The sequence below is a fragment of the Halomonas sp. N3-2A genome, from assembly GCF_002216165.1.
Classification (GTDB): domain Bacteria; phylum Pseudomonadota; class Gammaproteobacteria; order Pseudomonadales; family Halomonadaceae; genus Vreelandella.
In genome coordinates, this window is record NZ_CP022286.1 from 1,810,526 (window position 1) to 1,835,780 (window position 25,255).

At 50.7% G+C, this 25,255-nt stretch carries 23 protein-coding genes, 3 tRNA genes and 1 pseudogene; 9 read left to right on the plus strand and 18 right to left on the minus strand.

Going from position 1 to position 25,255, the window contains the following annotated elements; translation table 11 throughout:
* Positions 1–2: 2 nt before the first annotated feature.
* The 17 genes and pseudogenes from CEK60_RS08590 to CEK60_RS08670 form a co-directional block, all read right to left on the minus strand.
* Positions 3–755, minus strand: coding sequence for a hypothetical protein (locus CEK60_RS08590; RefSeq protein WP_089038663.1), 753 nt, complete (start codon positions 753–755; stop codon positions 3–5).
* 134 nt (positions 756–889) lie between these two features.
* The gene (locus CEK60_RS08595; RefSeq protein WP_089038664.1) at positions 890–2,359 is read right to left on the minus strand and encodes a DNA/RNA helicase domain-containing protein; all 1,470 of its coding nucleotides are present in this window, start codon (positions 2,357–2,359) and stop codon (positions 890–892) included.
* 165 nt (positions 2,360–2,524) lie between these two features.
* A complete protein-coding gene (locus tag CEK60_RS08600; protein ID WP_157698023.1) occupies positions 2,525–2,836 on the minus strand; it encodes a hypothetical protein in 312 nt (103 codons plus the stop codon).
* A 458-nt stretch (positions 2,837–3,294) separates the two neighbouring features.
* A complete protein-coding gene (locus tag CEK60_RS08605; protein ID WP_157698024.1) occupies positions 3,295–3,537 on the minus strand; it encodes a hypothetical protein in 243 nt (80 codons plus the stop codon).
* Between the two features lie 60 nt (positions 3,538–3,597).
* Positions 3,598–4,575: a hypothetical protein gene (locus tag CEK60_RS08610; protein WP_089038667.1), complete on the minus strand. Its 978-nt coding sequence runs from the start codon at positions 4,573–4,575 to the stop codon at positions 3,598–3,600.
* 571 nt (positions 4,576–5,146) lie between these two features.
* Positions 5,147–6,937, minus strand: coding sequence for a DUF927 domain-containing protein (locus CEK60_RS08620; protein WP_089038669.1), 1,791 nt, complete (start codon positions 6,935–6,937; stop codon positions 5,147–5,149).
* On the minus strand, positions 6,930–7,922 hold the full coding sequence (locus CEK60_RS08625; protein ID WP_089038670.1) for a toprim domain-containing protein: 993 nt from the start codon (positions 7,920–7,922) through the stop codon (positions 6,930–6,932). The genes CEK60_RS08620 and CEK60_RS08625 overlap by 8 nt, the downstream gene beginning before the upstream one ends.
* Positions 7,915–8,232: a hypothetical protein gene (locus CEK60_RS08630; RefSeq protein ID WP_089038671.1), complete on the minus strand. Its 318-nt coding sequence runs from the start codon at positions 8,230–8,232 to the stop codon at positions 7,915–7,917. The genes CEK60_RS08625 and CEK60_RS08630 overlap by 8 nt, the downstream gene beginning before the upstream one ends.
* The gene (locus CEK60_RS08635; protein WP_089038672.1) at positions 8,225–8,464 is read right to left on the minus strand and encodes a hypothetical protein; all 240 of its coding nucleotides are present in this window, start codon (positions 8,462–8,464) and stop codon (positions 8,225–8,227) included. Before CEK60_RS08635 ends, CEK60_RS08630 begins: the two co-directional genes overlap by 8 nt.
* A 445-nt stretch (positions 8,465–8,909) precedes the next feature.
* Complete coding sequence (locus CEK60_RS08640; protein ID WP_089038673.1) at positions 8,910–9,137, minus strand: hypothetical protein; 228 nt, start codon at positions 9,135–9,137, stop codon at positions 8,910–8,912.
* The gene (locus CEK60_RS08645) at positions 9,134–9,439 is read right to left on the minus strand and encodes a helix-turn-helix transcriptional regulator (protein WP_089038674.1); all 306 of its coding nucleotides are present in this window, start codon (positions 9,437–9,439) and stop codon (positions 9,134–9,136) included. Before CEK60_RS08645 ends, CEK60_RS08640 begins: the two co-directional genes overlap by 4 nt.
* A 511-nt stretch (positions 9,440–9,950) precedes the next feature.
* A complete protein-coding gene (locus CEK60_RS08650) occupies positions 9,951–10,511 on the minus strand; it encodes an isochorismatase family protein (RefSeq protein WP_232471491.1) in 561 nt (186 codons plus the stop codon).
* Between the two features lie 75 nt (positions 10,512–10,586).
* Positions 10,587–10,733, minus strand: a pseudogene (locus CEK60_RS23020) (ogr/Delta-like zinc finger family protein); the annotation flags it as partial.
* Positions 10,734–11,927 (minus strand): integrase arm-type DNA-binding domain-containing protein, encoded by a 1,194-nt coding sequence (locus CEK60_RS08655; RefSeq protein ID WP_198361486.1) that lies wholly within the window; start codon positions 11,925–11,927, stop codon positions 10,734–10,736.
* Between the two features lie 165 nt (positions 11,928–12,092).
* Positions 12,093–12,168, minus strand: a tRNA-Asn gene (locus CEK60_RS08660).
* Positions 12,169–12,207: 39 nt separating this feature from the next.
* Positions 12,208–12,283, minus strand: a tRNA-Asn gene (locus CEK60_RS08665).
* A gap of 69 nt (positions 12,284–12,352) precedes the next feature.
* Positions 12,353–12,428 (minus strand) — tRNA-Asn (locus tag CEK60_RS08670).
* 198 nt (positions 12,429–12,626) lie between these two features.
* On the opposite strand from CEK60_RS08670, the gene miaB reads away from it, so the two are divergent.
* From miaB to lnt, 5 genes are all read left to right on the plus strand, one after another.
* Positions 12,627–13,970 (plus strand): tRNA (N6-isopentenyl adenosine(37)-C2)-methylthiotransferase MiaB, encoded by a 1,344-nt coding sequence (gene miaB / locus CEK60_RS08675; RefSeq protein ID WP_089038677.1) that lies wholly within the window; start codon positions 12,627–12,629, stop codon positions 13,968–13,970.
* A gap of 86 nt (positions 13,971–14,056) precedes the next feature.
* Complete coding sequence (locus tag CEK60_RS08680; protein ID WP_089040887.1) at positions 14,057–15,136, plus strand: PhoH family protein; 1,080 nt, start codon at positions 14,057–14,059, stop codon at positions 15,134–15,136.
* Positions 15,133–15,594 carry an rRNA maturation RNase YbeY gene (gene ybeY / locus CEK60_RS08685; protein ID WP_089038678.1) on the plus strand — a complete coding sequence of 154 codons (462 nt, stop codon included), beginning with the start codon at positions 15,133–15,135 and terminating at the stop codon, positions 15,592–15,594. The genes CEK60_RS08680 and ybeY overlap by 4 nt, the downstream gene beginning before the upstream one ends.
* Before the next feature lie 352 nt (positions 15,595–15,946).
* Positions 15,947–16,840, plus strand: a complete 894-nt coding sequence (locus tag CEK60_RS08690) for an HlyC/CorC family transporter (RefSeq protein WP_089038679.1) — start codon at positions 15,947–15,949, stop codon at positions 16,838–16,840.
* Positions 16,841–16,877: 37 nt separating this feature from the next.
* Positions 16,878–18,335 carry an apolipoprotein N-acyltransferase gene (lnt, locus tag CEK60_RS08695; RefSeq protein WP_089038680.1) on the plus strand — a complete coding sequence of 486 codons (1,458 nt, stop codon included), beginning with the start codon at positions 16,878–16,880 and terminating at the stop codon, positions 18,333–18,335.
* 329 nt (positions 18,336–18,664) lie between these two features.
* Here the strand turns inward: lnt and CEK60_RS08700 are convergent, their stop codons facing one another.
* Entirely contained in the window at positions 18,665–20,029 is a 1,365-nt protein-coding gene (locus tag CEK60_RS08700; protein WP_089038681.1) for a metal-dependent hydrolase family protein, read from the minus strand.
* A 424-nt stretch (positions 20,030–20,453) separates the two neighbouring features.
* Between CEK60_RS08700 and CEK60_RS08705 the strand changes: the two genes are divergently transcribed.
* Genes CEK60_RS08705 through CEK60_RS08720 form a run of 4 tightly spaced genes read left to right on the plus strand, consistent with a single transcriptional unit; the run spans position 20,454 to position 25,219 of the window.
* Positions 20,454–21,887 (plus strand): TolC family protein, encoded by a 1,434-nt coding sequence (locus CEK60_RS08705; protein ID WP_089038682.1) that lies wholly within the window; start codon positions 20,454–20,456, stop codon positions 21,885–21,887.
* On the plus strand, positions 21,884–22,897 hold the full coding sequence (locus CEK60_RS08710; protein ID WP_089038683.1) for an HlyD family secretion protein: 1,014 nt from the start codon (positions 21,884–21,886) through the stop codon (positions 22,895–22,897). Before CEK60_RS08705 ends, CEK60_RS08710 begins: the two co-directional genes overlap by 4 nt.
* Entirely contained in the window at positions 22,884–24,029 is a 1,146-nt protein-coding gene (locus CEK60_RS08715) for an ABC transporter permease (protein WP_157698025.1), read from the plus strand. The genes CEK60_RS08710 and CEK60_RS08715 overlap by 14 nt, the downstream gene beginning before the upstream one ends.
* Positions 24,029–25,219, plus strand: a complete 1,191-nt coding sequence (locus CEK60_RS08720) for an ABC transporter permease (RefSeq protein WP_089038685.1) — start codon at positions 24,029–24,031, stop codon at positions 25,217–25,219. The genes CEK60_RS08715 and CEK60_RS08720 overlap by 1 nt, the downstream gene beginning before the upstream one ends.
* Positions 25,220–25,255: the final 36 nt, after the last annotated feature.

The following is a 25,255-nucleotide window of genomic DNA, read 5'->3' on the forward strand; positions in this document are numbered from 1 at the left end:
GTTCATGCATAGTGATCTTGGACTATTTCCATAGCAGATTTTGTAGTGAGACTATAGTCTTCGAACGTTTGCTTATAGAAGTAGAAAAATGCGACGCCGAACTCAGCTAACTCTATGAATATGAAGTTATTTGTTGAGTGGAAGAAATGAAAATTTTTATTTTTAGTATGGATAATACATAGGGAGTTCAGCCTATCCACCTTTGATTTCACACTCAATACATGCAATGCCGAACGAAGATTTGAAAAAACCTTTGCTGGACTCGTGTCCACAGGGCCTTGGAACATTGCAATAGGCATTTTGCCAATAAAAGGAATGTAATCAGCACCATTTACCTTATTTAGGCTTCTGCGAAGGTCAAGCACTTGAAATTTGTACTCTAAGATTTCTAACCATAGGACGATTAGCTCTAAGGTATCTTGCGAGAACTCCTCGTGACTAACATCAACTCTTTCAAATTCATGTTTCAAATGTCTTTCTAAGTAACCAAGGAGATTCGAGTTGCAGTCTTTGCATGCAGGTAGTGTAGTTTTATTGTACGTCTGATAGATACCATTAGTTGTTGTCTCGAAAGTTCGTTTAGCACAACGATTATAGACCCATTGAGGAATCACGTGCTCCCTAGTCAGTTGCTCTTGGGAGCCACAAATTATGCACATTTCTGCTGAATGATTTGCAATAATCGCACTAGTAACTTTCTTCTTATTTCCCCTTATTTTCTTTCGAAGCTGAACCAACTTTAAGTGAACATTCATTTAAAAACAACTCCTAAATCACCCTGAAAAACAGCCCCCAATAAAAGAAAAAAGCAAACTAAAACAAGTGACCAAGGAGAAAAATCAACTATTATTTCTCCCACTTTATTAGCTTGCCAGTTACCTTTATACAATTATTCCAAAATAGACAAACATCTATTTAACACCTGCTTATTTTTTATTATTATTAACTTCAATCGCTTTCTAGTTCTCGTGATGTTCTGAAATAGCATTTTGACTGAATCGTAATATGTGTCTGATTGATAAGTTAATGAACCATTATTGTCATAAGAAAAATACTCATCGATAACAACTGCAACATTGTCGAATTCCTGCCCAATTACTGTATGTGAACTTTTACTAAAAACATCTGAATACGACTCGTGATATTCAGTTTTATGTAATGATGGAGTCAATTTAAGCACCTCCCACCCATCATCACTCACTAATCTAATATAATTCTTAACTATTGTTATATCGGTAAAATAATGAAAATCAACATTTCCGCAATTAGATAAAACCACATCATTTCGCTTATTATTAAATAACAACTTAATAAAATTAGCAATTTCCTTATTGGTTCTAATCTTGTCTGACAATTTAAACTTAAATAAACCGTCAATAGCATTGATTTTACTTTCAATATCCGCGCGCATTTCTTTTGAAGATAAAGTCTGCTGCTTATCATATGAAAAAACGCAAACTGTGTTACTCGCTGCAGCGTCAGAAACTAATTTATTAAATTGACCTATGTATATCCTTTGCGCTTCATCAACAACAAGCAAATCAAAATTATTCAAGTCACAATCACTAATCTCTTTAACGGGGATAATGTTCCAATTTAACTTAATTAACCTAGCATGCCCTTCATTTAATTGACCGCAATGCACAATTAAAGCTCTCTTCTGAGTTTTAATAAATTTAACAACATCATATATTAACAAGGTTTTTCCAGTTCCTGGCCCACCAGCAATCGAAATGAAAGCCCCTATGTTTTTATCAATTATATTTAAGACACTGTCCTTTATGAGCTCTTGCTGACCAGTCAAAAAATATTTATTGTTAGTAAATTTATCTGTCGAATTAAAAGGCGAAACCAAATAGTCTGAGGGATTGAATAACACGTCAGGATTGTCTACTTTTAATAAGTCTTGATTCGTTAAAACTTGTGTTAACAAACTGAAGTCAACTATTTCAAGCTCTTCCCTACCATTGAGTTTATAAAGCATCTCAGTTTGAACAACGAAAGAAAAATTATGCACAATTTTATTTATATGACTAAGGTAGTATTTATTTCTTTTTAATTGCTTTTCAACCCTATCTTCTGTGCTAATATTTTTAAGTTCAACATTTATAATATAGTTACTACCAAACCTTAACAAATCGAACTCTTTGCTAATGTGCTGAATTTTATAGCCCACATAAAAAACATCAAATATATTCACACACGGTAATACTTCGTACATTTTTGACGCGAGGACTTTCAGATCTTCAATTTCATTATTATCAATATCTACGCCATAGTGGTTCTTGTAGGCACTATATTCAGTAGGCTCCAGGCTTCTATAGGCTTGAACAAGAGAGATTATATTGACACTTTTCATTAATTTAAAACCTAGTGTTAATCGTAAAATGAAGACTCTGAATAGATTACTACCAGATAGCACTGTGGGAATGATTGGCAACTAACGCCGCCAGTACGCAAGGCTTTATAGTGAAGGCGAAGCTGCAACGAAAAAGCCTTCGCCGTTCCTGGCTAAGCGACGAAGCTATACGGCGACTAATAATTTGGTGCGGGGAGGAGGAATCGAACCTCCTCTCGTTTCTCCTGGATCTGGTAGATTATTCACAATTACTGATCTCTCGCTCGGATTGGAAATGTCCCACCAGGCCCGCAGAAACGCCACCCCGCACCAAACACATGTAATAAATACGTTCAGATTATTCATGATTACCTCCATTAGGGCTTTCGCTTTCACTTCAATATTCACTTCCAATCCAAACGAGATCTCCGCTCTTGCTTCAATACCTACCGTTACCTCCAAGTCGTGAAAATTATTACGCTTAACAACTTTGTTCATGCACATGCGCGTTAACTTTATGATCATTTAGTCATAAACGGTGCATAAAAATACAATGCCTTTTATAAGCCATTGTTTTACCATAATTTACAGCATACCTTCCCAGGAACATGCGCACTCATATTACAATCACTACAAGAAAAACGCGCACTGTCAGCTAAAAGCTCTCGCAAATTACGGTTTCAGAGAACGTCCGCTCAGGGTCTATAGCTGCTGGCTAGCGGTTGACAACTCCTCAACCGCAAATAATTTGTTACTCATAAGTCCCGATTTCAACTTTAATTATTTTTAGCAGTATTGCCTATTCCTTTACGCCTGTGCAACCCGTACAACTGCGACTTTAGGCCATCCCGCACCGTGTCTTTTTGGAAGTCATCGGCACCACCTAGCTTTGTAAGGAATGTCCTATTTAGCTATCGGCCAGCCGATAGCCCAGCTTTAGGTTGTTGCTCCCCATCCTATTCGTTAAAACTGCATAACTCCGCATGAAAACGCATGATTTTCATGCGCTCATTTTCGACCAGCCAGCCCAGCAGTGGCGCGGCTTGACGGCGGGTGCAGGGGTGCATAAAAACCACTACATTTAGCGCGCGGGCGGGGCGGGGTGTCGAGAGCGCGCCGTGGGTCGCGGCGGGCTGCGGGGCATAGCCCCTGGCAACCACTGTTGAAGGCCGCTGTGTGCCACAGTAGACCCCATTCATGCTTGCAACGAGAAAGCCCCGCACAAAAGGCGGGGCTTTGACTGTAGAAGCGTGATCGAGCTAGGCGGCGGTATCGTCGCTATCCAGCTCTTCCATGCTTGGCACGTAACCCATTTGGGCTTCGAGCGCCTTTAGCTCCTGGGGGAAGCGGATAGGTGAGTAATAGCCACCATCGTCATAGTCTTCATACGTTAGGCGTTCAGGCAACTCTATACCTGGAATGGTCATTCTTTTCTTATTGATTGGTATACGGCTTAGGAAAAGCTCACCAAGCGCTGACATCTGCCGCTTGTTTATTTCACGACTCAACTGCACCGTGTCATCTCTAGACAGTACTGCTAAGTACCCTTTCCCCTTCTGCATACTGGCATCTATCCCCAGGGTAGCCATAAGGCCGTGATCGTTACAGGTATCAGTGGCGATGCGGTCCAATAGACTAGGCACCACCTCCGCCAGCTTGGCCATGCAGTCCGTGTTTTGGGACAGCTCATCGATGGCTGAGATAAGCCGGTTGTGCGCCGATAATTCCAGCAAGCGGCCTTGGTACGCCACCAACGATTTACGCGTCTGGTAAGTATGCATTTTGAGCCACTGTATTTGAGGCTCAAGCAGTAGGATCATTTCTCGAATTTGCTCTGCCTCAAGCTTCGTTTGGGTTTTCTGCTTGATTTTTTCACGTACCGATTTGCTCTGCTTACCGAACCCTTTGACGAAGCTAAGCTTCCACTCTCCATCTGCCGCTTTTTCCTGCTGCTCCAAGGCACTTAGCGTCTTTTTGAGCCGGTCAAGCTCACGGCATGCCTCCGTTAATTTTTGGCGGCGCGTATGGTAGCTCTTGAGCTCTTTTTCGAAAGCTAAAGTCAGTTTTTCTTCTGTGGTATAGCCAGCAATATCTGGCGGCGAAAAGTAGTTGAATTTGCGTCCGGGGACTTTTCCCCCTTTGACGGATGCTTGTCCCCCCGGTTGGGTGGTTTCCATGGCTTGGCCCTCGTGGCTATTACTGTCGGCTTGCTGAGTGGTTGTGGCTGGTTGGTTCATCAGGCCCTCCATTGGGCGGTTGGGGTGCAGGGTGATGCAGTGGAGCCAAAGCCCCACCAACGAGAAATGTTTAGCTGGGTGAAAAACGCCTGCCAGGAAGGGAAAGGGGTCGGTGTCACTAGATCGCTTGAAGTTGTTCGCAGTACGAACAGAATCCTGTCACCTGTGTGTTTCCACCCTCTAGGTCGCAAAAATCGTGGCAACAAGGCAACAGGGGCTATTCCACTGATTTTAATAGGGTTTTTAGTGGCAACACTGTTGCCACGGTTTTTTGAAATGGCAACAGACACACAATCACATAGGTATATAAAGAGATGTGTTGCCATTGTTGCCACCTCTCTTATTACTAAGGCAACGCTGAAACCCGCGTGGTTACTGGCCGTTGCCTTGTTGCCACTGTTGCCATAGAAACTAGGTTCACGCGTAACTAGGTTCTTGAGCTTATGAGACGAAACTCCTCTTTCCTGGCAGGCGTGTTTTTCCCCTCTATATAATTCCTCTCTCTGACACTCGAAAAAGGCGGCAACGGCTAGGGAGAGAACGCCAGAATTCGCCCAGAACGCTTGGTTTTTCATGGGTTCCTCCGCTCTGTCTCCAGTTTGTCGGGATCAATGACGAAAAAGCGCGTGCTCCCTCCTCCTGGCAGGCGGTAGTTTTTCTGGTTGCGTCCGCTATCCACCTTGGCCAACACGCCGTAGGTTTCCAGGGTGCGTATCACTCGCTCTCGGCCATAGCCTGAGGCGGCCTCACTCAATGAAGCGCGGTTGAACAGGTAAAGGCGCTTTAAGCCCTCGATCTCGTAGTAACCGGCACGGTGCTTAACGTTGGGGTTAGGCAAGCTGGCGGCGATGTCAGAAAAGCGGCTATCACCGTGCATGGCGATAAAATCCGATAGCGCGCTAAGTATTTGCCTATCCTCGGCGTTCCCATCACCAACGGTAAGTAACCACTCGTCAAACAGTTGGCGGCAGGCACTGGCGGCGGTGTCGGCCTTCCAGGGTAAAAGCCCATAGGTGATGGCCAGCTCCCCGGCAAATCCGATAATGGCGAAACGATCCGCGACCCTGCCCGCTTGTGGCCCTTCGGCTTCGAAGCCGTCCCGCACTTGTGCAAAGCGATGATAGAAAACGTCGGGATCGGTCTCTTTAATCAAGCGCTCCACAAACGCAGGCCCCACCATGCCGTAATGGTGCGCGGTGGCCGTGGTTAGCTTTCTATGGAAGGTAGCCCCGCTCATGCCATGAACGTCATCAAAGGCGCGGTAGGTGCGTGTGCCTGCGTTCACATCCACCATGCGCAGCTCTGCCCCGGCGTGGGCGGCATTACCAGAAATAGCCGCATGTTCAGACAGTGACCGCTCCCCACTGGAAAGCGCCAAAACGCGCCAATACAGCTTGGGCCGCCCTTCCCGTTCGCGGGTCATGGTGCCTTTACCGGTGCCGTTAGCGATGGCGTAGGCCATTTCTTGGACCCGCTTGGGATCGGCGCGCTTGATCTCGTCCAGAATCAGCACCGTGTCATTACGGGACGATGCCTCAATCTCGATACCGCCCCGCGACATATCCCACGAAGCGGCAAAACGGCTGGGGTCGCCCCATACTGAGGCGGCGATAGCCTGAGCCAGTGACTTACCGCTCGATGAGTCACCCACCAAATGCACGCCACCGCCGTTTACACCTACCTTTGAAAGCAGCGGCCCAGCGAGTGCGCAGCAAACCGATAGAATCAGCACCGGGTTGCCTTGGCAGTAGTGGGCTAGCTCGCTTTGCCAGCTTTCCAGCGTGCCCCGCTCGGAAAATAGGTGGGCACCCTTGCCGCTGTCCTGAAAGCGTACGTCCTTACCGCCTAAAATTTTGCTGGGCAGTACAAACGCCCCGCTTGCATCGTGCCAGCCCGGTTTGGTGGTAGTGGCCAGCACGCGCTTTAAGTCGTGGTGACTGGCGATATAGGCAGGCACATAGCGGCGCTGGTGGTACTCCACTTTTAAGCCCTGGCGGAAAAGGGCCTTTAGGATCTCCTCGCCCTTCCCGGCCAGTGCTTCCATGGGCATGACGTATTCAATGACCTTGCCCCGGTGCTTAAAGCGCAGTAAGCGGCCGACGCTGCCGTCATCACTGTTGAGCGTTTCAGCATCCACATGCAGTGGGCCACAAATCCATAGATCAAACGGTTGACCAATATCATCACCCTGGCCTTGTTTGATGCCGTGAAACCATGTGCCCGCTCGAAACAGCTTGCCATCCACCAGGGTTTGCCCTTCGTACACGGCATAGCTTGGGCGCTCTAAAGCGTCGATCTCCGGCGCAGTCGGTTGGCCAACAAGCGCAAGGTGGCTTTGCTGCTCGCGTTTTACCTCACTCATGGCGGCCCCCTTGTTGGCGATACCAGCACGCCAAGTCGTTAAAGTCGGTCAGGCTATGCGGGGCTTCTGTCGGCCAAGCCGGGAACAGCACCAGTGCCCCCACCGCCAGCGCGGCGGCATTGGCGGCATGACGCCCAGGGTTTCCAGGGGTAGCACGGTCATCGTCGCCCGCGATCACCATTTCTAGGTGGCCATAGCGTTCACATAACGCACGCGCCACCGGCTCAAGGTTGCCCGCGTGCATGGCACACGCTACGGGTTCGCGGGTGTGGGCGTGGATAGTGGCACCGGTGGCCCAGCCCTCGCAGACGTAAAGCGTTTTTCCAGGCAGTACATGGCCAAGGGGTGAGTAAGCCCCCTGCACCTGCCCACCTTTTAAAAAGCGCTTATTCCCTTGAGCATCGATCAACTGCACATTGACTAATTCACCGTTGGCGTAAAGGGGCACCATTAGCTGCCCTTTGGGGGTTTGGCGTAGGCGGTAAGTGTTAATCCCCTTACGCACCAAATACGCATGGCCAGGGCAAGCGGGCTGGCCACTCAGCCACAGCGTTTTGGCTAACTCTGCGGCCTTTTGCAGGGCCAACAGGCGTTGCGCTTCCGCTTGCTGGCGTAGCTGGCTTTTAGTGGGGGAATACGTGATAGGGGGTGAGGCTTGCGCCTCACCGTTGCGATGAAAAATACCCAGCCCTAAGCGCTGATCAATCATCATGGCGGCGTCTACCTGCCGACAGCCGCGCAGGTAACTAAGTAGCGACACCAAATCGCCACCATGGGCGTCTGAGTCAGCAAAGTCGTTCCACTTGCCGCTGGTGAGCGAGACACCAAACGAGCCTTTGCCTTGATCATCGCGGGCCGTGTTGCGTGCGACCCATTCGCTGCCCTGGCGTGCCCCATCGGGTAGCCATTCGGCCAGTAATGTTTCAGCGTCGTTTAATGCGGCGATGGCCACTTGCTGGATCTTTTGAACCGTCGTCTTAGCCATGGTCGCCCCCTTTGCTAGCAGGCGGTTGTTGGCGTTTAGACGCTTGACGGGCGGCAAACAGTAAATCCAATGAATCGGCTAACAACAGTCGGCATGAAATAGCGACGTGGGCTAAATCGCGTGCATCTGCACATGCGCCTGGGGCATCCAACATGCTAAGCGTCATCATCAGGTTACTCACCGCTTCCAAGCGAGTTTCACACTGTTCAAACAGGTCTTCAAAGTTGGCGCGAGGATCGACTAACAAGCATTCGGCTTCTGTTAGGCAAACCGCATCTTCAAGGCGTGGGGAATTCGTGAACTTAGTCATGAGCCACCTCCTCGACACACAAGCGCTCAAGCTCGACGAGAAGTTGGTCATGTTCTTGGTAAGAGAGGAGATTTAGCGCGGTGGCCATACGTGCCATACCCAACAGCTGGTGAAGCTGTGCAGGCTTACGGTTAACACGGTAGGCAATCAGTTTTGCACCAATTAGCGCGATAGCAACATGCGAGGGGGAAACGTGGGCGTGCGTAGACGCACCTTGGCTGTGGTTGGCCATGGGTAAGACTCCTTTGTGTTTGGAGTCGCCACGATCCTTCCTACAGGATTGGGTGGCGACCGTACGCGGGGTAGGAAACCGGCCACAAAGAAAACCGGCCACGCCGAAGCGTGCCCACGCACGGCCGCCATAACTGACGGGCACAAAAAAAGCGCCGTCAATGGGGGCGCTATTGCGCCTTTGTGAGTACGGGTTCCTACGCCCGGCTGTAGATTTTGCTACAGCAAGACCATGATAAGCATTCCCGAACGTTCCTCGCAAGTCTTTCAGGTCGAAAACGGCACACACTCTGCTAAAGTTATTCATTCATCCCTCTTTGTTTATTTGTTCCCTTTGCCCCAGCGCTCCACACGCTGGGGCTTTTTTACGATCTCTGGACAAAACTTCCCCATACCCGCTGGGCTTGGCCCAGCAGCGTTACCGCTTGCGGAATGGGGTTAGGGGGTTAGCAGTCGGTCAATATTTCTGTGGAGGGCTGGTGGCGGCTGAAGCGTTCCAGGCCATCACGCTGGCCATCTAACCATTTAGCGCTGATATCACCGGTCGACCCTTTACGGAATGCCTTTCGACTGGGTGATTTGGTGGCGTCGACCATGGCGGCTTCAAGCTTGACCACATCGTCAGCGGTGAGCTTTAGCGTTGTTCCGTTAATAGTGAATTCAAACTGGCTCATGCGTGGCGCTCCGGTTGGTGTGTGGTCATGCGTAACGGTGCTGGGCGGCTTCCTAAGGTTTGGCGTTTGCGTTCCTCCAGGCAGTTAGCAATCCAGCTATCCACCTCTTCTTCAAGCCAAGCAACGCTTTTGCCGCCAATCGGCACTGGGGCCGGGAAAGTGCCCTGGCGAATACCGTCATAAATGGCCGAACGGCTTTTACCGGTTTTCTGCTCGACCTCCTTGCGACGCAGCAGGCGATTACCTAGCTGGATCTTGTTCACCGTTCTGAAAGACGGTGTGTGAGTGGTGAGTTCAGGCATTAATTTGTGTCCTCGCGGTGTCATTCCGGGCAAGTGCCCTAGTGGCCCTATGAAGCTTGACGGTTATCGAAATGACGCGCCATCGATGCGCGTTGTGCCACGATTCCCGCACAACGGGATGGCACGCGAATGATTCTGGGCAGCTAGCCGCGTATCCAAAGCGGCTTTGGATGACAGAGAGGACATTGGTTGTTGATGAGCCATAAGGTGGGTTCCTTCAGCTAGTGGTGACGTTGCAAGCCTTACGCTTGAGACACCACTAGCTTGACGAGGAACGAGGAGGACTACCAGAAAGCGCTGTTGTAAGAACTATGTGGATATACAACAGAAAGTGTTTAATGACCTATTTATAACACGTTGATAAAGCGTCACCCGTCGGGAAAGTTTATTTTGTATTTTAAATTCAATAGGTTATAAAAAATCCAGTCAGTATTTACCTGTTGTAGAAAAAGGAAAATTTACAACACGCAGTTGCCTAAATCGTCACTCAGCTACGGCGCTGGCCATTGCTCTACCCCTCCTTGGTAGCAACGGCATGCTCGATTGCGTGAAGCACTAGCGTGGTATCCACTACCGTAGAATTACCCTGGTGCAGGTTCGTCATGGCAAGGGTATGGATAGTTTCGGGAAGAATATCCACGGCGTCGTAACTGAACTTCTCGAAGGTGTAGCAAGCGTCATCGGGAACCCATACGGTGAACCCTAAGTTAGAGGCGCTTCTTACCGTCGCCTCTACCGCCCCTTCACTGGTCGATCCCACCACTACGAGTTGGCGAATGGATCGCTTAAGCAGCCAATCCTCAATGTTGGAGCGTAAAAAAGCATCCGTGATGCTTTTATCGAAAATCTCTTCGTTAGCGAGAGGCTCTAAACCAAGTTTAAAACGGACCCCAGGATGGCCGGGGGAATAGGGAGATTCTGGATCACCAGAGAGATGACGAACATGGATGATAGGCAGCGAGTTTTCACGCCATGCACTCAGCAGCCGATGCATGTTGTACTCTGCGCGCTCGTTATTGCGCTTTCTAAAATAGGGATAATACATATCCGCTTGCTGCTGATCGATGATCATTAACGCACATGCATCGGGATTTAAGTCCATTAAACCGAAACGCTCGGCCACATCGTCTGTTGTAGTGTCTCTTATTATCTCTTCAGCTTTAAACTTGGCGCCGCACTCGTCGTTTTTACAGTCCCTATAGAGGGTATGAAAACCCTCTGTCATTTTTCGGCTGGATCTAATACGGGTTTCCGACCCGCAGTCAGGGCACTTGACAGGTAACTTGATCCGCATTCAAACCTCGGTGCTGATTTTATCCAAATAGTCCGCCCAAAATTGCATCATGGCGGGTCGCTGATCCGATGCCATGTGTTCAGCGCGGGTATAAATCCCCTCAATTCCTGGCAGTTTGTGCGATAGCTGAGCCTCTATCCATTCTCTAGGGTAGCCCATCTCTTTAAGGCCAGTGGCCACTACATGGCGGGTGCCATGGGGTACGTGTCGCCCCTCATAACCCATACGTTTTAAGGCCATGTTAAAGGCCGCATCAGATAGCGGCTTGCGTGGGTTATTGCGGCCAGGGAAAAGCAGTTTGAATGGGCCGGTTAGCTTATGCAGGTAACGCAGTTCTTCAACTGCCTGGGTAGGTAGCGGCACTTGGTGCGCCCTCCCCATCTTCATACGCTCGGCGGGAATCTTCCATATAGCAGCTTTCAGGTCGAACTCTGCCCACTCCGCCAGGCGCAGTTCACCAGGGCGCACAGCAGTCAGTAACAACAGTTTTAAGCCAACCCGCACCATGGGGCTTTTATCATACGCTTCAATATCACGCACAAGCGCCGGTAGCTCTTGTTGAGAGACGTGATGAAAACTGCCTTTCTTGTAGGGTTTAAGCGCTGTATTTAGATCGGCCAGGGGGTTATAGCTAGCCCTTCCCGTAATGATGGCGAAGCGATAAATGTCACGGCAAAAAGCATGTAGTCGGCGCCTCTGCTCGAACTTCTCTGCATCCTCTAGCCCACGTAGTATTTCCAGCCACTCCAGGGGCAGAATACTTTCAATGGCACGATTACCCACTTTGGGAAAAACGTAGATTTCCAACACACGCATACTATCTTTGGCGCGCTTAGAAGTTTCTTTCCAGCGTGGCACCATAGAGGCGTGCCACTCTATCGCCAGCGCTTTAAAGGTATTCTGCGCGGCATGTTTCTGCTGGCGTTTAACACTCTGCTTTTGCTCGACGGGGTCAATGCCTTGCGCTAACTGCCGCCTTATCTCAGTTCGCTTCTCGCGCGCTTCTGCAAGGCTCACTTCTGGATAGCTGCCAAGGCTGGTCATATTGCGTTTGCCGTTTGGGCGTGTGTATCGCAAACGCCAACCACGGCTTCCGTTAGGCGAGACTCTAAGCTCTAGTCCCTGGCCATCAGAAAGGCTAACAATCTTCGTACTGGGCTTGGTTGCGTTTATTTGCCGTATAGTAAGCGTCATGGTGGTATACCGAGCATCATCGAACAGAGGCATATACCGTTCTGTATACCACTTAGCATCTGGCTTTGGAAGGAATACTAAGGAACAACTAGGAGTGAAAAACCATGTATTTCAGAGTGTTACACATGATTTTTGGCTTTCTCAGGAAGTCTGAAGAACGGCCGTTGGCTCCCCGAGCAGGACTCGAACCTGCGACCCAATGATTAACAGTCATTTGCTCTACCAACTGAGCTATCGGGGAACATTTACCGTAGGCGGTAATTAAAGCAGAACAGCAATTTGGCTCCTCGAGCAGGACTCGAACCTGCGACCCAATGATTAACAGTCATTTGCTCTACCAACTGAGCTATCGAGGAACATTACATTTTGCTGCTGTGTTTTGAGCGAAGCCACTGAAAGCATTTATATAACTTACTTCAGTATGTTGGCTCCTCGAGCAGGACTCGAACCTGCGACCCAATGATTAACAGTCATTTGCTCTACCAACTGAGCTATCGAGGAACTGCTCAAACACGGTGCGTAGTATACTGATAGAAACGCTCGGGTCAAGTATCGATTATAGGTTAACGGCTAGCCCCGGGTTTCTTGTGTCCGTATAATGCCGCCATTCAATGGCTGTACGTTACACTGCCCATTACGATTGCAGTCATGTTTTCATTCATCCCTCGTCCCCCGACGACTCATAGATGACAGGTACCGATGGCGAAGAAGCTCTTTATCAAAACGCACGGCTGCCAAATGAACGAGTACGACTCCTCGCGGATGGCAGATCTGCTCGGCGAATCTCACCAGCTGGAATTGACCGATAACGAAAAAGAAGCTGACGTTATCTTGTTGAACACCTGCTCTATTCGCGAAAAAGCGCAGGACAAGGTGTTTCATCAACTGGGTCGCTGGAAAAAGCTAAAAGACGCCAACCCGGACCTCGTGATTGGTGTTGGCGGCTGTGTGGCAAGCCAAGAAGGTGAAGCGCTGCGTAAGCGCGCGCCTTTTGTCGATATGATCTTTGGCCCACAAACGCTTCACCGCGTGCCCAAAATGCTGGATGCGCGCAATAACAATCAGATTGCTGCGGTCGATGTCACTTTTCCAGAAATCGAAAAGTTTGATCACCTGCCGCAGCCAAAATCTGATGGCGCAACCGCTTTTGTTTCTGTCATGGAAGGCTGCTCGAAATACTGCACATTCTGTGTCGTGCCTTATACCCGCGGTGAAGAAGTCTCGCGCCCTTTTGAATCGGTTATTGATGAAGTCATTCACTTAGCCGACCAAGGGGTACGCGAAATTAACCTGCTTGGCCAGAACGTGAATGCTTATCGCGGTGAAAATGACGAAGGCGATGAAATCGACCTTGCCGAGCTAATCGCCTGCGTTGCTGCAGTGGATGGCATTGATCGCGTGCGTTTTACGACCTCTCATCCGGTGGAATTTACGGATAGCCTGGTAGATGCGTTTGCCGATATCCCGGAACTGGTGAGCCACCTACATTTACCGGTGCAGTCAGGTTCTGACCGTATTTTAAGCGCGATGAAGCGCGGCCATACCGCAGAAGAGTACATCGAGAAGATGGAGCGGATCCGCGCCAACCGCCCGGATATTAGCTTCTCTTCCGACTTTATCATCGGCTTCCCTGGCGAAACCAAAGAGGATTTCGAAGACACGATGAACCTGATTCATCGCATCGGCTTTGATCACTCGTTCAGCTTCGTTTACTCGGCACGCCCGGGCACACCCGCCTCCGGCCTGCCGGACGAAACACCGGAAAGTGTCAAAAAACAGCGTCTCGCCATTTTGCAGGAGCGAATTCTGCAGCAGGCAGCGCAGATCAGCCGACGCATGGTAGGCACTACCCAGCGGGTGCTGGTATCCGGTTTCTCACCGCGAGACCCGGGCCAACTCTCTGGGCGCACCGAAAATAACCGCGTGGTTAACTTCCGGGCAGCCAACCCAACAGAACTGATCGGCTACTTTGTAGACGTGGAGATTACCGAAGCGCTGCCCAACTCGTTGCGCGGCGATCTCGCCTCTCCAGAGCGTTATTAACTGCTCACTTATCCTAGGTAATTGCCCCGGCATCGCCGGGGCAGTAAGCTGAGTCTCACATACATCAACTAATGGGTTTCTTACTCTTGAGCCAGCCATCACCTCAGGCCAATCGCATTATCACCCTAAGCCTTGAACCCAATGACCCGCAGCGTCTCGCTAGCCTCTGCGGCCAACAGGACGAGCATCTAAAGCTGATTGAGAGCCGCCTGGACGTGACGTTGCGCAACCGTGGCAACGTGTTTCAGCTGGCCGGCGCCGCTAACCGGATCAAAGCCGCTGCTAACGTGCTTGAGCACCTTTACCGTGAAACTGCGGCAGAAGAACTTGCAGCGGACACAGTTCACCTCTTCCTTCAGGAATCTGGCTTAGAAGCGCTAGAAGAAGAGGATGATAGCGACATCAACAGCGATGACGTGATTATGCGTACACCGCGCACCATGATTAAGCCTCGCGGCCTTAATCAGCAGCGTTACGTACAAAGCATTCGCGAGCACGATATCAATTTCGGTATTGGGCCTGCCGGTACGGGAAAAACGTACTTGGCGGTTGCCGCGGCGGTAGAAGCACTAAACCAGCAGGAAGTGCGGCGCATTCTGTTAGTTCGCCCAGCGGTAGAAGCAGGCGAAAAGCTAGGCTTTCTTCCTGGCGACCTTGCCCAGAAAATCGATCCTTACCTCCGCCCGCTCTACGATGCACTGTACGAGATGATCGGCTTCGAACAGGTCGCTAAGCTTATTGAGCGTCAAGTGATCGAGATTGCTCCGCTGGCCTACATGCGTGGGCGTACGCTGAATAACTCCTACATCATCCTGGACGAAAGCCAGAACACCACGCCGGAACAGATGAAGATGTTCCTGACACGGATTGGTTTTGGCTCAACGGCGGTGATTACCGGCGATATTACCCAGGTAGACCTTCCTCGCGGACAGCGCTCTGGTCTTTCACAGGTGCTGGATGTTCTGAAGGAAACTCCCGGCATCGGCGTGACCCACTTTGCTGCGAAAGACGTTGTGCGTCACCCGCTGGTTCAGCGGATCATCGAAGCCTATGACGAGTTTGAGTCGCAGCAGGAAGTGCAAGAGCGCGCGCGTCGTGAAGCTCGCCAACAGGAGCGCGAAGCCCGCATGCAAGCACTTGAGCGCACAGGAGAGGCACCTCGATGAGTAACATCGTGATTGACCGCCAGGCGGCCATCGATGAGCCGTTGCTTCCCGCCCTTGAGCAGCTCACCCAATGGGTGAGCTGTGTCTTCTCACGCCACCCCGATGATGAGCGCTTAGAGCTGACGATTCGCTTTGTGGATGAAGCAGAAAGCCAAGCACTCAATCGAGATTATCGGGGTAACGATAAATCAACCAACGTGCTCTCGTTTCCTTTTGAGAATCCTCCCGGCGTCTGTTTACCGTTACTTGGCGACCTGATTATTTGCCATGCCGTCGTTGCCCATGAGGCCCGTGAACAGCAGAAGCCTCTTGAGCATCATTACGCGCACATGGTGGTGCATGGCACGCTGCACTTAATGGGCTATGACCACATTGAAGAGCAAGAAGCGGAAGAAATGGAACAATTAGAGCGCGAGCTGCTTGCCACTCTCAATATTCCTGACCCGTATCACGAGTAAGCTGTTAACCTGATCGATAATTACTTTTAGGGTGGTGTATCCCCCGACTCAGTGATAAAACGACAGACTGTTTACCCGTAGCCATCTTCACATAGGGAACCTCTGATTAATGTGATGAGCGCAGGCCAGACAAGGCAAAAATTAACGAAAAAAGGATCGGACTCGCGTTCGAGTTTACGGGTTGTAAATGAGCATTTTGACCGGACTCACGCACGAGGCGATTTTTAACGCAGTATGGCCAAGCGTAGTTAATCAGAGGTTTCATAGCTGTTTTTTAGTAGTGCTTTGACGTACTGTTTGCACACAACTATTTGCAAGTCACTATTTGCACGTAATAGAGAGATTAGACGCAATGAGCGAAGACCGATCGAGCAACTCAAATCAAAAATCCTGGCTCGAGAAACTCTTTGGCGCCCTTTCCGGAGACAATGACGAACCTAGCTCGCGCGATGAGCTAATGACGTTTTTACGCCACACCGCAGGGAAACTGAAACTAGATCAAGACGCTATTATGATTATTGAAGGCGCTCTTGAAATCAGCGATCAGCAAGTACGTGAAATATTGATTCCACGCTCTCAAGTGTCGGCCATTACCCTTGATCAAACCAGCGATGGCTATTTGCCATTAATTCAAGAAACAGGGCACTCCCGCTATCCGGTCATTGGCGAGAATCTTGACGATGTAAAAGGCATCTTACTAGTTAAAGATTTGCTCCCCCTGCTCTCTCAAACGCAAGAAAGCCGTGATGCCTTCAAGCTGGAAGACGTGCTGCGCCCGGCAATGTTTATTCCCGAGTCCAAACGCTTAAACAGTTTGCTGAAGGAATTTCGTGATACCCACAACCACATGGCCATTGTGGTGGATGAGTACGGCGGCACGGCGGGTATTATTACTATCGAAGATATTCTGGAGCAGATCGTTGGGGATATCGAAGATGAGCATGATACCGATGAAGAGGATGATATCCGCACGCTGGACAATGGCCACTTCGCCATTCGTGCTCTCACACCGATTGAAGACTTCAACGAACGCTTTGGCAGCGAATTTTCTGATGACGAATTCGATACCGTGGGCGGCCTTGTGATGCAACAATTTGGCCACTTACCAGGCCGTGGCGAACATACTAGCCTGGGCGGCTGGCGGTTCGTCATCCTTAATGCCGATAATCGACGCATTCGGTTGCTGGAAGCTTATCGCGACGACGCCAGTGAAAATGCTACCGATGGCGACGACAGCGACGGCTAGTCAACCGCCCACCTCAACCTGCCGATAGGATATCACCATGGGGTTGACGCCCACCTTTGCACTTCAACTGCTGGCTGCCCTCGTGGCCGGTGGTTTCACGACGCTTACCGCTTCACCGTTTGAATTATGGTGGCTAGGGCCTATCGCCATCGGCCTGCTTTATGTTGGCCTGCATACATTAAGCCCTGCTCAAGCAGCACTAAAAGGCTGGCTATACGGCGTAGCGCTCTTCGCCAGCGGCACTTCTTGGGTATATGTATCCATTCACGACTACGGCTATACCGGCGTTCCCCTGGCGGTATTTTTGACCGCTCTGTTTGTGTCCGTATTAGCACTCTTTTTTGCAGGCACGTTTTGGCTTTATCGACGTTTTTGCAGCCCGCGCTGGGCATTGGCTAGCTTTGCAGGGGCATGGGTACTGGGGGAAGTACTGCGCACTTATCTGTTTACCGGCTTTCCGTGGCTACTGGTTGGCTCCAGCTATGTAGATTCACCGCTGGCCAACTGGGCACCCGTAGGCGGCGTTTACTTGCTTTCCTTACTGGTAGTGCTCACGGGCACCTTAGGCGCTGAACTGCTGCGACGCCAATGGTGGGCAGCGCTGCCATTAGCCGCTATTTGGCTCGTTCCGTTGGCACTGCCCACACTCTGGACGACACCAGCAAGCGAGCCCACGCGCGTTGCGCTACTCCAGGGTAATCTGCCCCAGCTATTAAAGTGGACCCCCGAAGGCCAGCGCGTAGCGGCAAATACCTATAGCGATTTAACCCGCAGTGTCGCGGATGATGCCGATCTCATCCTGTGGCCCGAGACCGCCCTGCCAATGATCGATAATCAAGCTCGCCCGGTGTTAGAGCGCGTACAAGCCAACTTACCGCCAAGCACCGCGCTATTAACCGGCATTGTCCAACTCGACGAGGACAACCGTTATTTCAATAGCGTGATTGGTGTTGGCAACGTAGAGGGCAATTACCAAAAAGAGCACCTCGTGCCGTTTGGCGAATACTTGCCGCTTGAAAGTGTGTTACGGGGTGCTATCGATTTCTTTGATCTACCGATGTCGAGTTTTTCTAAAGGCGCCTCTGAACAAACGCCCATGCAGGCCGCTGGCGTGACAATTGGCAACGCTATTTGTTATGAGATTATCTACCCACAGTTGGTGGCACGCCGTGCAGCAGACAGCGACGTGATTGTGACGGTATCCAATGACACTTGGTTTGGCGCTTCCATTGGCCCCCACCAACACTTGCAAATGGCCCGCCTGCGCGCGCTAGAGAATGGTCGTTATGTCGTGCGTGCTACCAGCAACGGCATTACCGCGATTATTAATCCTCGTGGCGAGCTGGTAGATAGCGCAGCGCAATTTGAAACCACCTACCTTATTGGCGAATTTTACGCCATGGAAGGGGCAACACCGTTTACCCGCACGGGTAGTTGGCCTGCATGGCTATTCGCTGGCCTGCTACTGTTACCGGGCTTGATACGCAAACGCTAACTAAAAAAAACCCAGCTAACGCTGCGTGTCGCTTAGCAAGGTGTCCACTCCCACCTCCCAAAAGAAAACACTGGTTTACTAATGGGAGGTGGGGGGATTACCGATCAGTTTGCTTGAATATAAAATATGGCACTTTAAGTTTTACCAACCTATCAGAAAAAAGCCAGCGCAGCGGCCAGTCTCTCTTTCCCTCGACTCCTTTTCGACTTTTAGTTAAACAACTCCCCCAAAAACACGCCCCATGAGACTTAATAAAAAATAAAACGTCATTATCAATAATCAAACCGCCGCTTTAATAAAATATCCTTAACAGCTGCTCAATTTTTTATTTATAACTCATCCTTATAAACCTGACCGCCCTTCATAATCATGCGCAAGTTACGCTCTGGATCTGTTAGAAAATCAAGATCGCGACTTGGGTCGCCATCGACGACTAAGAGATCGGCTAGGGCACCCGGTTCAATACGCCCAAGTACACCAGGATAGGGGTTGCGTGGACCTGAGAGTGACAATAAATCACCGTTATGCCCTGTTGCCATTGCCAACACTGTTAACGGATCATAAAAGCGCGTCAATTTTGCCAAATGCCGCAGTTGATTCGGGGTGTTTTTAGGGCTAAAGAGAATGTCTGTCCCCCAGGCAGTTTTCACATTAAACCGCTGTGCCATCTCATAAGCGCGAACGGTGCCTTCAGCCACTTGGCGCTGAGACTCTCGGCGCGCGGCATCAGGGTAAACGTTGGCATCTTCATCCTGCAGGAAAGGCTGAAGGCTCCACCACGCACCTTCTCCAGCCATCATTCTTACCGATTCTTCATCGGCCAATTGACCATGCTCAATCGACTTAACGCCGGCCCGCAGAGCGCGCTGGATACCACGTGACGTATACACATGCACCATCACATAGGTGCCCCAATCATCGGCAGCCTCAACCGCTGCGCGTAGCTCTCGTTCCGTAAACTGGGTACTGTCTAAAGGGTCATAAAGCGACGCGACCCCGCCGCCAGCCATCAATTTGATCTGCGAGGCACCTAGCATTAGCTGCTCACGTGTGCGCTTGAGCACTTCAGCCTCACCATCCGCAATCATTGCAACACCCTGACGCTCTGCTTCACTTAGCGGTGTTGTGCTGCCACGAGGTACGTCATGGCGCATTCTAAAATCACCGTGGCCCGATGTTTGAGAAATCATCGCCCCTGCGGGAAATATCCTAGGGCCATTCACAATACCTTCATCAATAGCACGCTTTAACGCAAACGATGGCCCCCCTACATCCCTAACTGAAGTCACACCACGCATTAAAGTTCGTTCTGCTTCTCTGGCTGCCACCAAATGCACATAGCCAATATCAGCAGTCATGGCTTCCATCTGGGAGATGGCCGCTAAGGTGGTGTGCCAATGGGCATCAATCAAACCGGGCATCAATACACGACCGCCGCAATCAACGACATCAATACCTTCTACCTCTCCACTACCGTCTAGAATAGCGTCGATACGGCCATCTTCTACCCTGATTGATACGCCGTCACGCAGCGGGCCACCGTTGCCATCAAACAGCTTAAAATTGGTTAACAGCAGAGGTCCATCATGGGCCTTTGGTTGCTGCCCAACGGCAAACGGCACATGCAAACCTGCGAAGAGCGCCATCACCGCCGCTGTTCCCCCAATCATTTGGCGACGGGTTATCTCTGCCATCACCCGTTCATGAAAGCGTTGCAATATCGGCGACCCACAACAGCATGCCCCGTGGCTATGATGAGCGTGGACATCTGTTAACACTGGCGAAAATAAAGAACGGGCAGTCGGGGGCATGGCTAGAGCCTCGCTTAGCGGTAAGAAGTACAAGCAACTTTTCAAGACTTAAACCCAGAAGACTAAGTCAGCATTTCATCGCTTAATGCTATTTAATATATCTCAAATTTCCCAACAGGCAATTTCATAACAGTCGCTTTATCGAAAACTTGCGATGAATGCTAGCGAGCTAACATAGCTCACTAAAGCTTTAAGTGACGGTCAACGAAAAACCAACGAATTGCCGATAAACTTTTTTCATTTATTGCACTTAACACCTACATTGTGGTTTAACATTTTTAATAAACAACCAATGAGGTGATGAGTTGTGAAAAGCTCGGGCATTTTTTTATGGGCATCACTACTTGTGATAGCCACAGCGTCACCCAGCCAATCTGCTCAAGCACAACCACTCGCACTAGAAGACGCTTGGCAACAACTGCGCAGCCAAGACGATGACGTTGCCGCAGGCCAAGCTGCCCAACAACGCGCCGCTGCACTGCTTTCCACCCGCAATAATTTACTGCTGCCGCAAATAGACCTGTTAGGCTCTTATACTCATCTCGATAGCCCAATTGAAGTAGACGCACTTGCTCTTAATCCGCTTAGCAGCGTCGCTGACTCTTTGCCTGGCCAACTGTTAGTTGACCTTATTGGTGGTCCCAATGCATTTCGTACACCGGTTACTAACCGCAATGTTGCCAGAAGCTCGTTAGCGATGTTTTGGCCGCTCTATACGGGGGGCAAAATCAGCTCTGCGCGGGAACTATTAACACTGGAAGAGCGGGAAGCCTCCCTACTACTTGAAGAGGTCTACCGCGTCCGATTCATGGATTTAGTAACCGCTTATTACGGACTAGTCATGGCAGAGCGTGCGCTGACGACTCAACAGCAAGCTGAAGACACCCTTGCTCAGCATTACCGCTCTGCTCGTGCACTTGAAGAGCAGTATCAAATTGCCCGGGTAGAACGCTTAGCCGCCGAAGCAGCCTATGACCGTTCACGCATCACTACCCGTGCTATTCGCGAACAGCGTGATAGCGCCCAGCAAGCATTAGCGTCGTTGGTGCACTATGCACCTTCTGAATCTAGCTTAGGAGGTCACTCACCGGGCCCAACGCCTACGTCTCCCCTGTTTACGCTTGCGTCGCTGCCGCCAATTGGGCATTTTCAACCAGGGCTAGCCGACCACCCTGCTCTCAGGCTATTAGCTAATACCCAGGCACAGGCTGAAAGCGTGGTTGAGGCAAGCCGTGGACTTTATCATCCCAATATTTTCATGTTTGGCAGCTACAACCTTTATGAAGACGACTCTTTAGCAAGCGATCTCACGCCAGACTGGCTAGTTGGCGTTGGAGTCAGCATGCCACTGGTAGACCGTAGCGGACGGAGTGGCAAAGTACAGGCAGCGGTGAGCACTGTTTCGGAATTACGCTATAGCCAGCAGGCCGCTTCCCGCAAGCTGGAATTGCTGCTTGACCAACACTACCGTGAAGCGAATCAAGCGCTTGAAGAGTATAACGACCTCGCAAGTACAGTGGCGTTGGCAGAAGAGAGCCTGCGCCTGCAAAAACTGGCTTTCTCAGAAGGGGTTGGTCGAGCACTCGATGTGATTGATGCCCAAACCTTTCTATCCACGACCCACACGCGCCGGGATGCTGCCGCCTTCCGGTTCGTCATGTCACTTACCCAGTTACTCAGTATTACAGGTCAACAAGAATCACTGTTTGCTTACCTTAGCGAGGGGGATCCAATTCCGTGACCACGCGCAGATTTCTTATCCTGGCCATATTGGCAGGGATCGCCATCGCAGTCTCCGTTGCTTTTTGGCATACCTATAGCACACCGCCTCTTCGCTTACAGGGTCAGATAGAAGCTCGACAATATATGGTGTCTTCGAAAGTACCTGGTCGGCTTGCAGAGATTGACGTACGACGTGGAGATAGCGTCAATGTCGGTGACCGGGTATTCCGTATTGATAGTCCTGAGCTTGAGGCAAAACTCACTCAGGTCGATGCTCTCGATACAATCAGCCGTTCGCTGGCACAAGCAGTGGAAGGCGGTACTCGGGAAGAAAAAATTGCTGCTGCACGCAGTGAGTTTCAGAAAGCCCAAGCAGCAGAAACCATGGCACGCACAACCTATGAACGTACTCGCGTACTAACAGAGCAAGGCGTTGTGGCACGCCAACGACTAGACGAGGCCTTTACACTGCTACGGGTTGCGGAACAGACGCGGGTAACCGCAGCGGAAGTACTTAGATTAGCAGAGGCTGGCCCTCGCGAAGAAGCACGCACCGCTAGCCGCGCTGGCGAAGAGATGACCACCAGCTTGCGCGACGAGATCAACGAGCTGCTTGAAGACTCAATGGCGTTTGCCCACCATCAAGGCATCATCAGCAATGTCCTACTAAATACGGGTGAACTGGTGCCCCAGGGTTTCCCAGTGGTCATGATTACTGATTTAGATGAGGCATGGGCACTCTTTAATGTGCGTGAAGACCTGCTACAGCATTTTTCGCAAGGAACCGAGTTCGATCTAGAGATTCCCTCTCTTGGCCAACAGGCGCGCTTCCGAGTCAGCCACATCGCAGCGTTGGGCGACTTTGCTACTTGGCGTGCCACGGTGCCCGGGCGCGGCTTTGACATGCGCACGTTTGAAGTGGAAATGCACCCGGTCGAGCCAGTACCTGGCCTAAGGGCAGGCATGAGTGTATTGCTTGATTTACCTTCTGAGGATGCGCGGTCAGGTAGCCAACATGGAACCGACTAGGCTGAATGGCTGGCAGGCGCTGCGCAGCCAGCCTTGGCTGCTAGCCCTGGCAGGATGGCTCCCCCCATTAATGACGCTGTTATTTATTGCCGTATTTGAAACGGGCACCCCACAATCGCTGCCCGTGGGCGTAGTCGATTTAGACCATACCGCTGAATCCCGTTCGCTACAGCGTTATTTAGATGCCAGCCCAGCGTTAGATATGCTTAACCCCTACCCTTCGGCAAGCGAAGGGGCCGAAGCGCTACAGCGTGGTGACGTCTTAGCACTATTGATCATTCCACGTGACTTTGGCCGCGACTTGCGCCTCTCTCTCAGCCCTGAAGTCGTCGCTTTCTACAATAGCCAATACCTGCTGGCCGGAAAATTCATATCCTCCGCGTTAACTCAATCAGGTATGACCTTCGCCGCCGAAGCAGGTGTCGCATTGCGGCTTGGTCAAGGTTATGCGTTACCACAAGCCGTAGCCGCAGCGGCTCCTGTGCGCCCACAAATCACCTCCCTTTATAACTCTGGGATGAGCTATGCCCGCTTTTTAGTCACCACGATCACACCCGCACTTTGGCAAATTGTGATTGTTGTCGCCACGCTGCTTACACTTTGCTGGCGGCTCGAAAAAGCCCCTTTACCAGCCACTTTCTCCGCTAGAAGTATCGCACTTTGGCAACTACTGACGCCTATTTCGTTGCTGCTTTGGCTTCAGGGAGTATTAATACTGGGCCTGTATAGTTACTTTCTCGGCTGGTCACCAGAGGACAGCCTTGCTTGGTTAGTGGCCGGAATGGCACTGATGGTACTGGCCGTGCAAAGTATGGCTACGCTGATTCTCTCCGCGGTTGCCAACAAAGTACGCGCACTAAGCCTTTGCGCCGCCTATCTAGCGCCAGCCTTTGCCTTTATGGGAATTACCTTCCCAAGAGGCGATATGAATATGCTGGCACGGGTCTGGGGTAACTTAATGCCATCCACACACTATATTGAACTTCAGGTAGCAGTGGCTGACCACGGAGCACCGCTGGCTACTCTGCTACCCCCCTTGTTGATATTGCTGCTGTTTCTGCTGCCACTCCCCTTAGCCATTCATGCCTTGCCAAAACAATTAAACATCAACCCTGCCGAGCAGGTGTCCTAATGAGTACCTGGCAACGGTGTTGGCAAGCGTGGCAGGTAGAGATTGCGAATATATTTGCTGATCGGGCCGTGCTGCTCGTTATTGTTGGCGGCTTACTGTTTTATGCCGTTCTTTACCCTCTTCCCTATCATAAGAGTGTGCCGGGAGAGCAAGCGGTGGCGGTGGTGAATCATGACCACACTCATCTAGCGCGGCAACTTATCCGCATGGCAGATGCGGCTCCTCAAATTCGAGTCGCCGCCCAGCCTTCCAGCATGGCGGAAGCAGAAGCCTTACTGGCCAATGATGATGTTCATGGACTCCTGATTATTCCGTCTGGCTTCGAGCGGGATGTTTATTTAGGCCGCCCTACCAGCCTGTCTTTCGCAGGAGACGCCAGTTACTTTCTAATTTACGGCAATGTTGTCGAGGGCTTGCTGACGGCAGCGACGACGCTCAGTGTACAAACCCAAATTGTTGGTAGCTTAATGAAAGGGGAAAACCCTGCTCAGATTCCCGGTCAGATCATGCCTATGCGAATCACTACTAAGCCCGCGTTCAACCCCACGTCTGGCTACATCAATTACATTGTGCCCGCTGTCTTCGTATTAATTCTGCACCAGACGCTGCTAATTGCCGCGGGCAGTGTAACCATCAAAGATCGTGCACGCAGGCGCCTGGGGCAAACCGCGCCATCGCTTGCATTAGCACTGCCGCTTCGACTTGTCACCTTTATGCTTATCTACCTGTTATTTGCCATGCTCTATTTTGGCTTTTTCTTTCAGCTTTATGGTGTCCCCCATGTTGCTGCACCTAGCGAATTACTCGTCTTCAGCGTGCTATTTTTCATGAGTGCCACGCTGTTCGCCATTTGGCTGGGCTACTTGCTTCCGCGACCGGAGCTTCCCACTGTCCTGGTGCTCCTCTCGTCCCTACCGATCGTCTTCACCGCTGGGTTTGCTTGGCCTGCAGAGAGCTTGCCCAAGTGGCTAGATACCCTAAGCCTGCTGATTCCGGTAAAACCTGGCATACAAGGTTTTTTGGCGATTAACCAAATGGGGGCTCCACTGCTCAGTATCGGGCGAGAAATTAGCGTACTGGTTGGATTATGCGTTCTGTATGGCGGATGGCTTTGGTGGCTCGCTTGGCAGCAACGCCAGCCAAGCCCACGACAAGCTCATTGCAGTGACATTGCTGAAAGGGACGAATAAAGGGCTACTAACAGAAGAGGTATTAATAGCGGAGAC

Excerpts from the sequence above, each read along its gene's own strand:
- CEK60_RS08590 (WP_089038663.1), bottom strand. The coding sequence starts at position 755 with ATGAATGTTCACTTAAAGTTGGTTCAGCTTCGAAAGAAAATAAGGGGA.
- CEK60_RS08595 (WP_089038664.1), bottom strand. The coding sequence starts at position 2,359 with ATGAAAAGTGTCAATATAATCTCTCTTGTTCAAGCCTATAGAAGCCTG.
- CEK60_RS08600 (WP_157698023.1), bottom strand. The coding sequence starts at position 2,836 with ATGAACAAAGTTGTTAAGCGTAATAATTTTCACGACTTGGAGGTAACG.
- CEK60_RS08605 (WP_157698024.1), bottom strand. The coding sequence starts at position 3,537 with ATGAATGGGGTCTACTGTGGCACACAGCGGCCTTCAACAGTGGTTGCC.
- CEK60_RS08610 (WP_089038667.1), bottom strand. The coding sequence starts at position 4,575 with ATGAACCAACCAGCCACAACCACTCAGCAAGCCGACAGTAATAGCCAC.
- CEK60_RS08620 (WP_089038669.1), bottom strand. The coding sequence starts at position 6,937 with ATGAGTGAGGTAAAACGCGAGCAGCAAAGCCACCTTGCGCTTGTTGGC.
- CEK60_RS08625 (WP_089038670.1), bottom strand. The coding sequence starts at position 7,922 with ATGGCTAAGACGACGGTTCAAAAGATCCAGCAAGTGGCCATCGCCGCA.
- CEK60_RS08630 (WP_089038671.1), bottom strand. The coding sequence starts at position 8,232 with ATGACTAAGTTCACGAATTCCCCACGCCTTGAAGATGCGGTTTGCCTA.
- CEK60_RS08635 (WP_089038672.1), bottom strand. The coding sequence starts at position 8,464 with ATGGCCAACCACAGCCAAGGTGCGTCTACGCACGCCCACGTTTCCCCC.
- CEK60_RS08640 (WP_089038673.1), bottom strand. The coding sequence starts at position 9,137 with ATGAGCCAGTTTGAATTCACTATTAACGGAACAACGCTAAAGCTCACC.
- CEK60_RS08645 (WP_089038674.1), bottom strand. The coding sequence starts at position 9,439 with ATGCCTGAACTCACCACTCACACACCGTCTTTCAGAACGGTGAACAAG.
- CEK60_RS08650 (WP_232471491.1), bottom strand. The coding sequence starts at position 10,511 with ATGATCATCGATCAGCAGCAAGCGGATATGTATTATCCCTATTTTAGA.
- CEK60_RS08655 (WP_198361486.1), bottom strand. The coding sequence starts at position 11,927 with ATGACGCTTACTATACGGCAAATAAACGCAACCAAGCCCAGTACGAAG.
- miaB (WP_089038677.1), top strand. The coding sequence starts at position 12,627 with ATGGCGAAGAAGCTCTTTATCAAAACGCACGGCTGCCAAATGAACGAG.
- ybeY (WP_089038678.1), top strand. The coding sequence starts at position 15,133 with ATGAGTAACATCGTGATTGACCGCCAGGCGGCCATCGATGAGCCGTTG.
- CEK60_RS08690 (WP_089038679.1), top strand. The coding sequence starts at position 15,947 with ATGAGCGAAGACCGATCGAGCAACTCAAATCAAAAATCCTGGCTCGAG.
- lnt (WP_089038680.1), top strand. The coding sequence starts at position 16,878 with ATGGGGTTGACGCCCACCTTTGCACTTCAACTGCTGGCTGCCCTCGTG.
- CEK60_RS08700 (WP_089038681.1), bottom strand. The coding sequence starts at position 20,029 with ATGGCAGAGATAACCCGTCGCCAAATGATTGGGGGAACAGCGGCGGTG.
- CEK60_RS08715 (WP_157698025.1), top strand. The coding sequence starts at position 22,884 with ATGGAACCGACTAGGCTGAATGGCTGGCAGGCGCTGCGCAGCCAGCCT.
- CEK60_RS08720 (WP_089038685.1), top strand. The coding sequence starts at position 24,029 with ATGAGTACCTGGCAACGGTGTTGGCAAGCGTGGCAGGTAGAGATTGCG.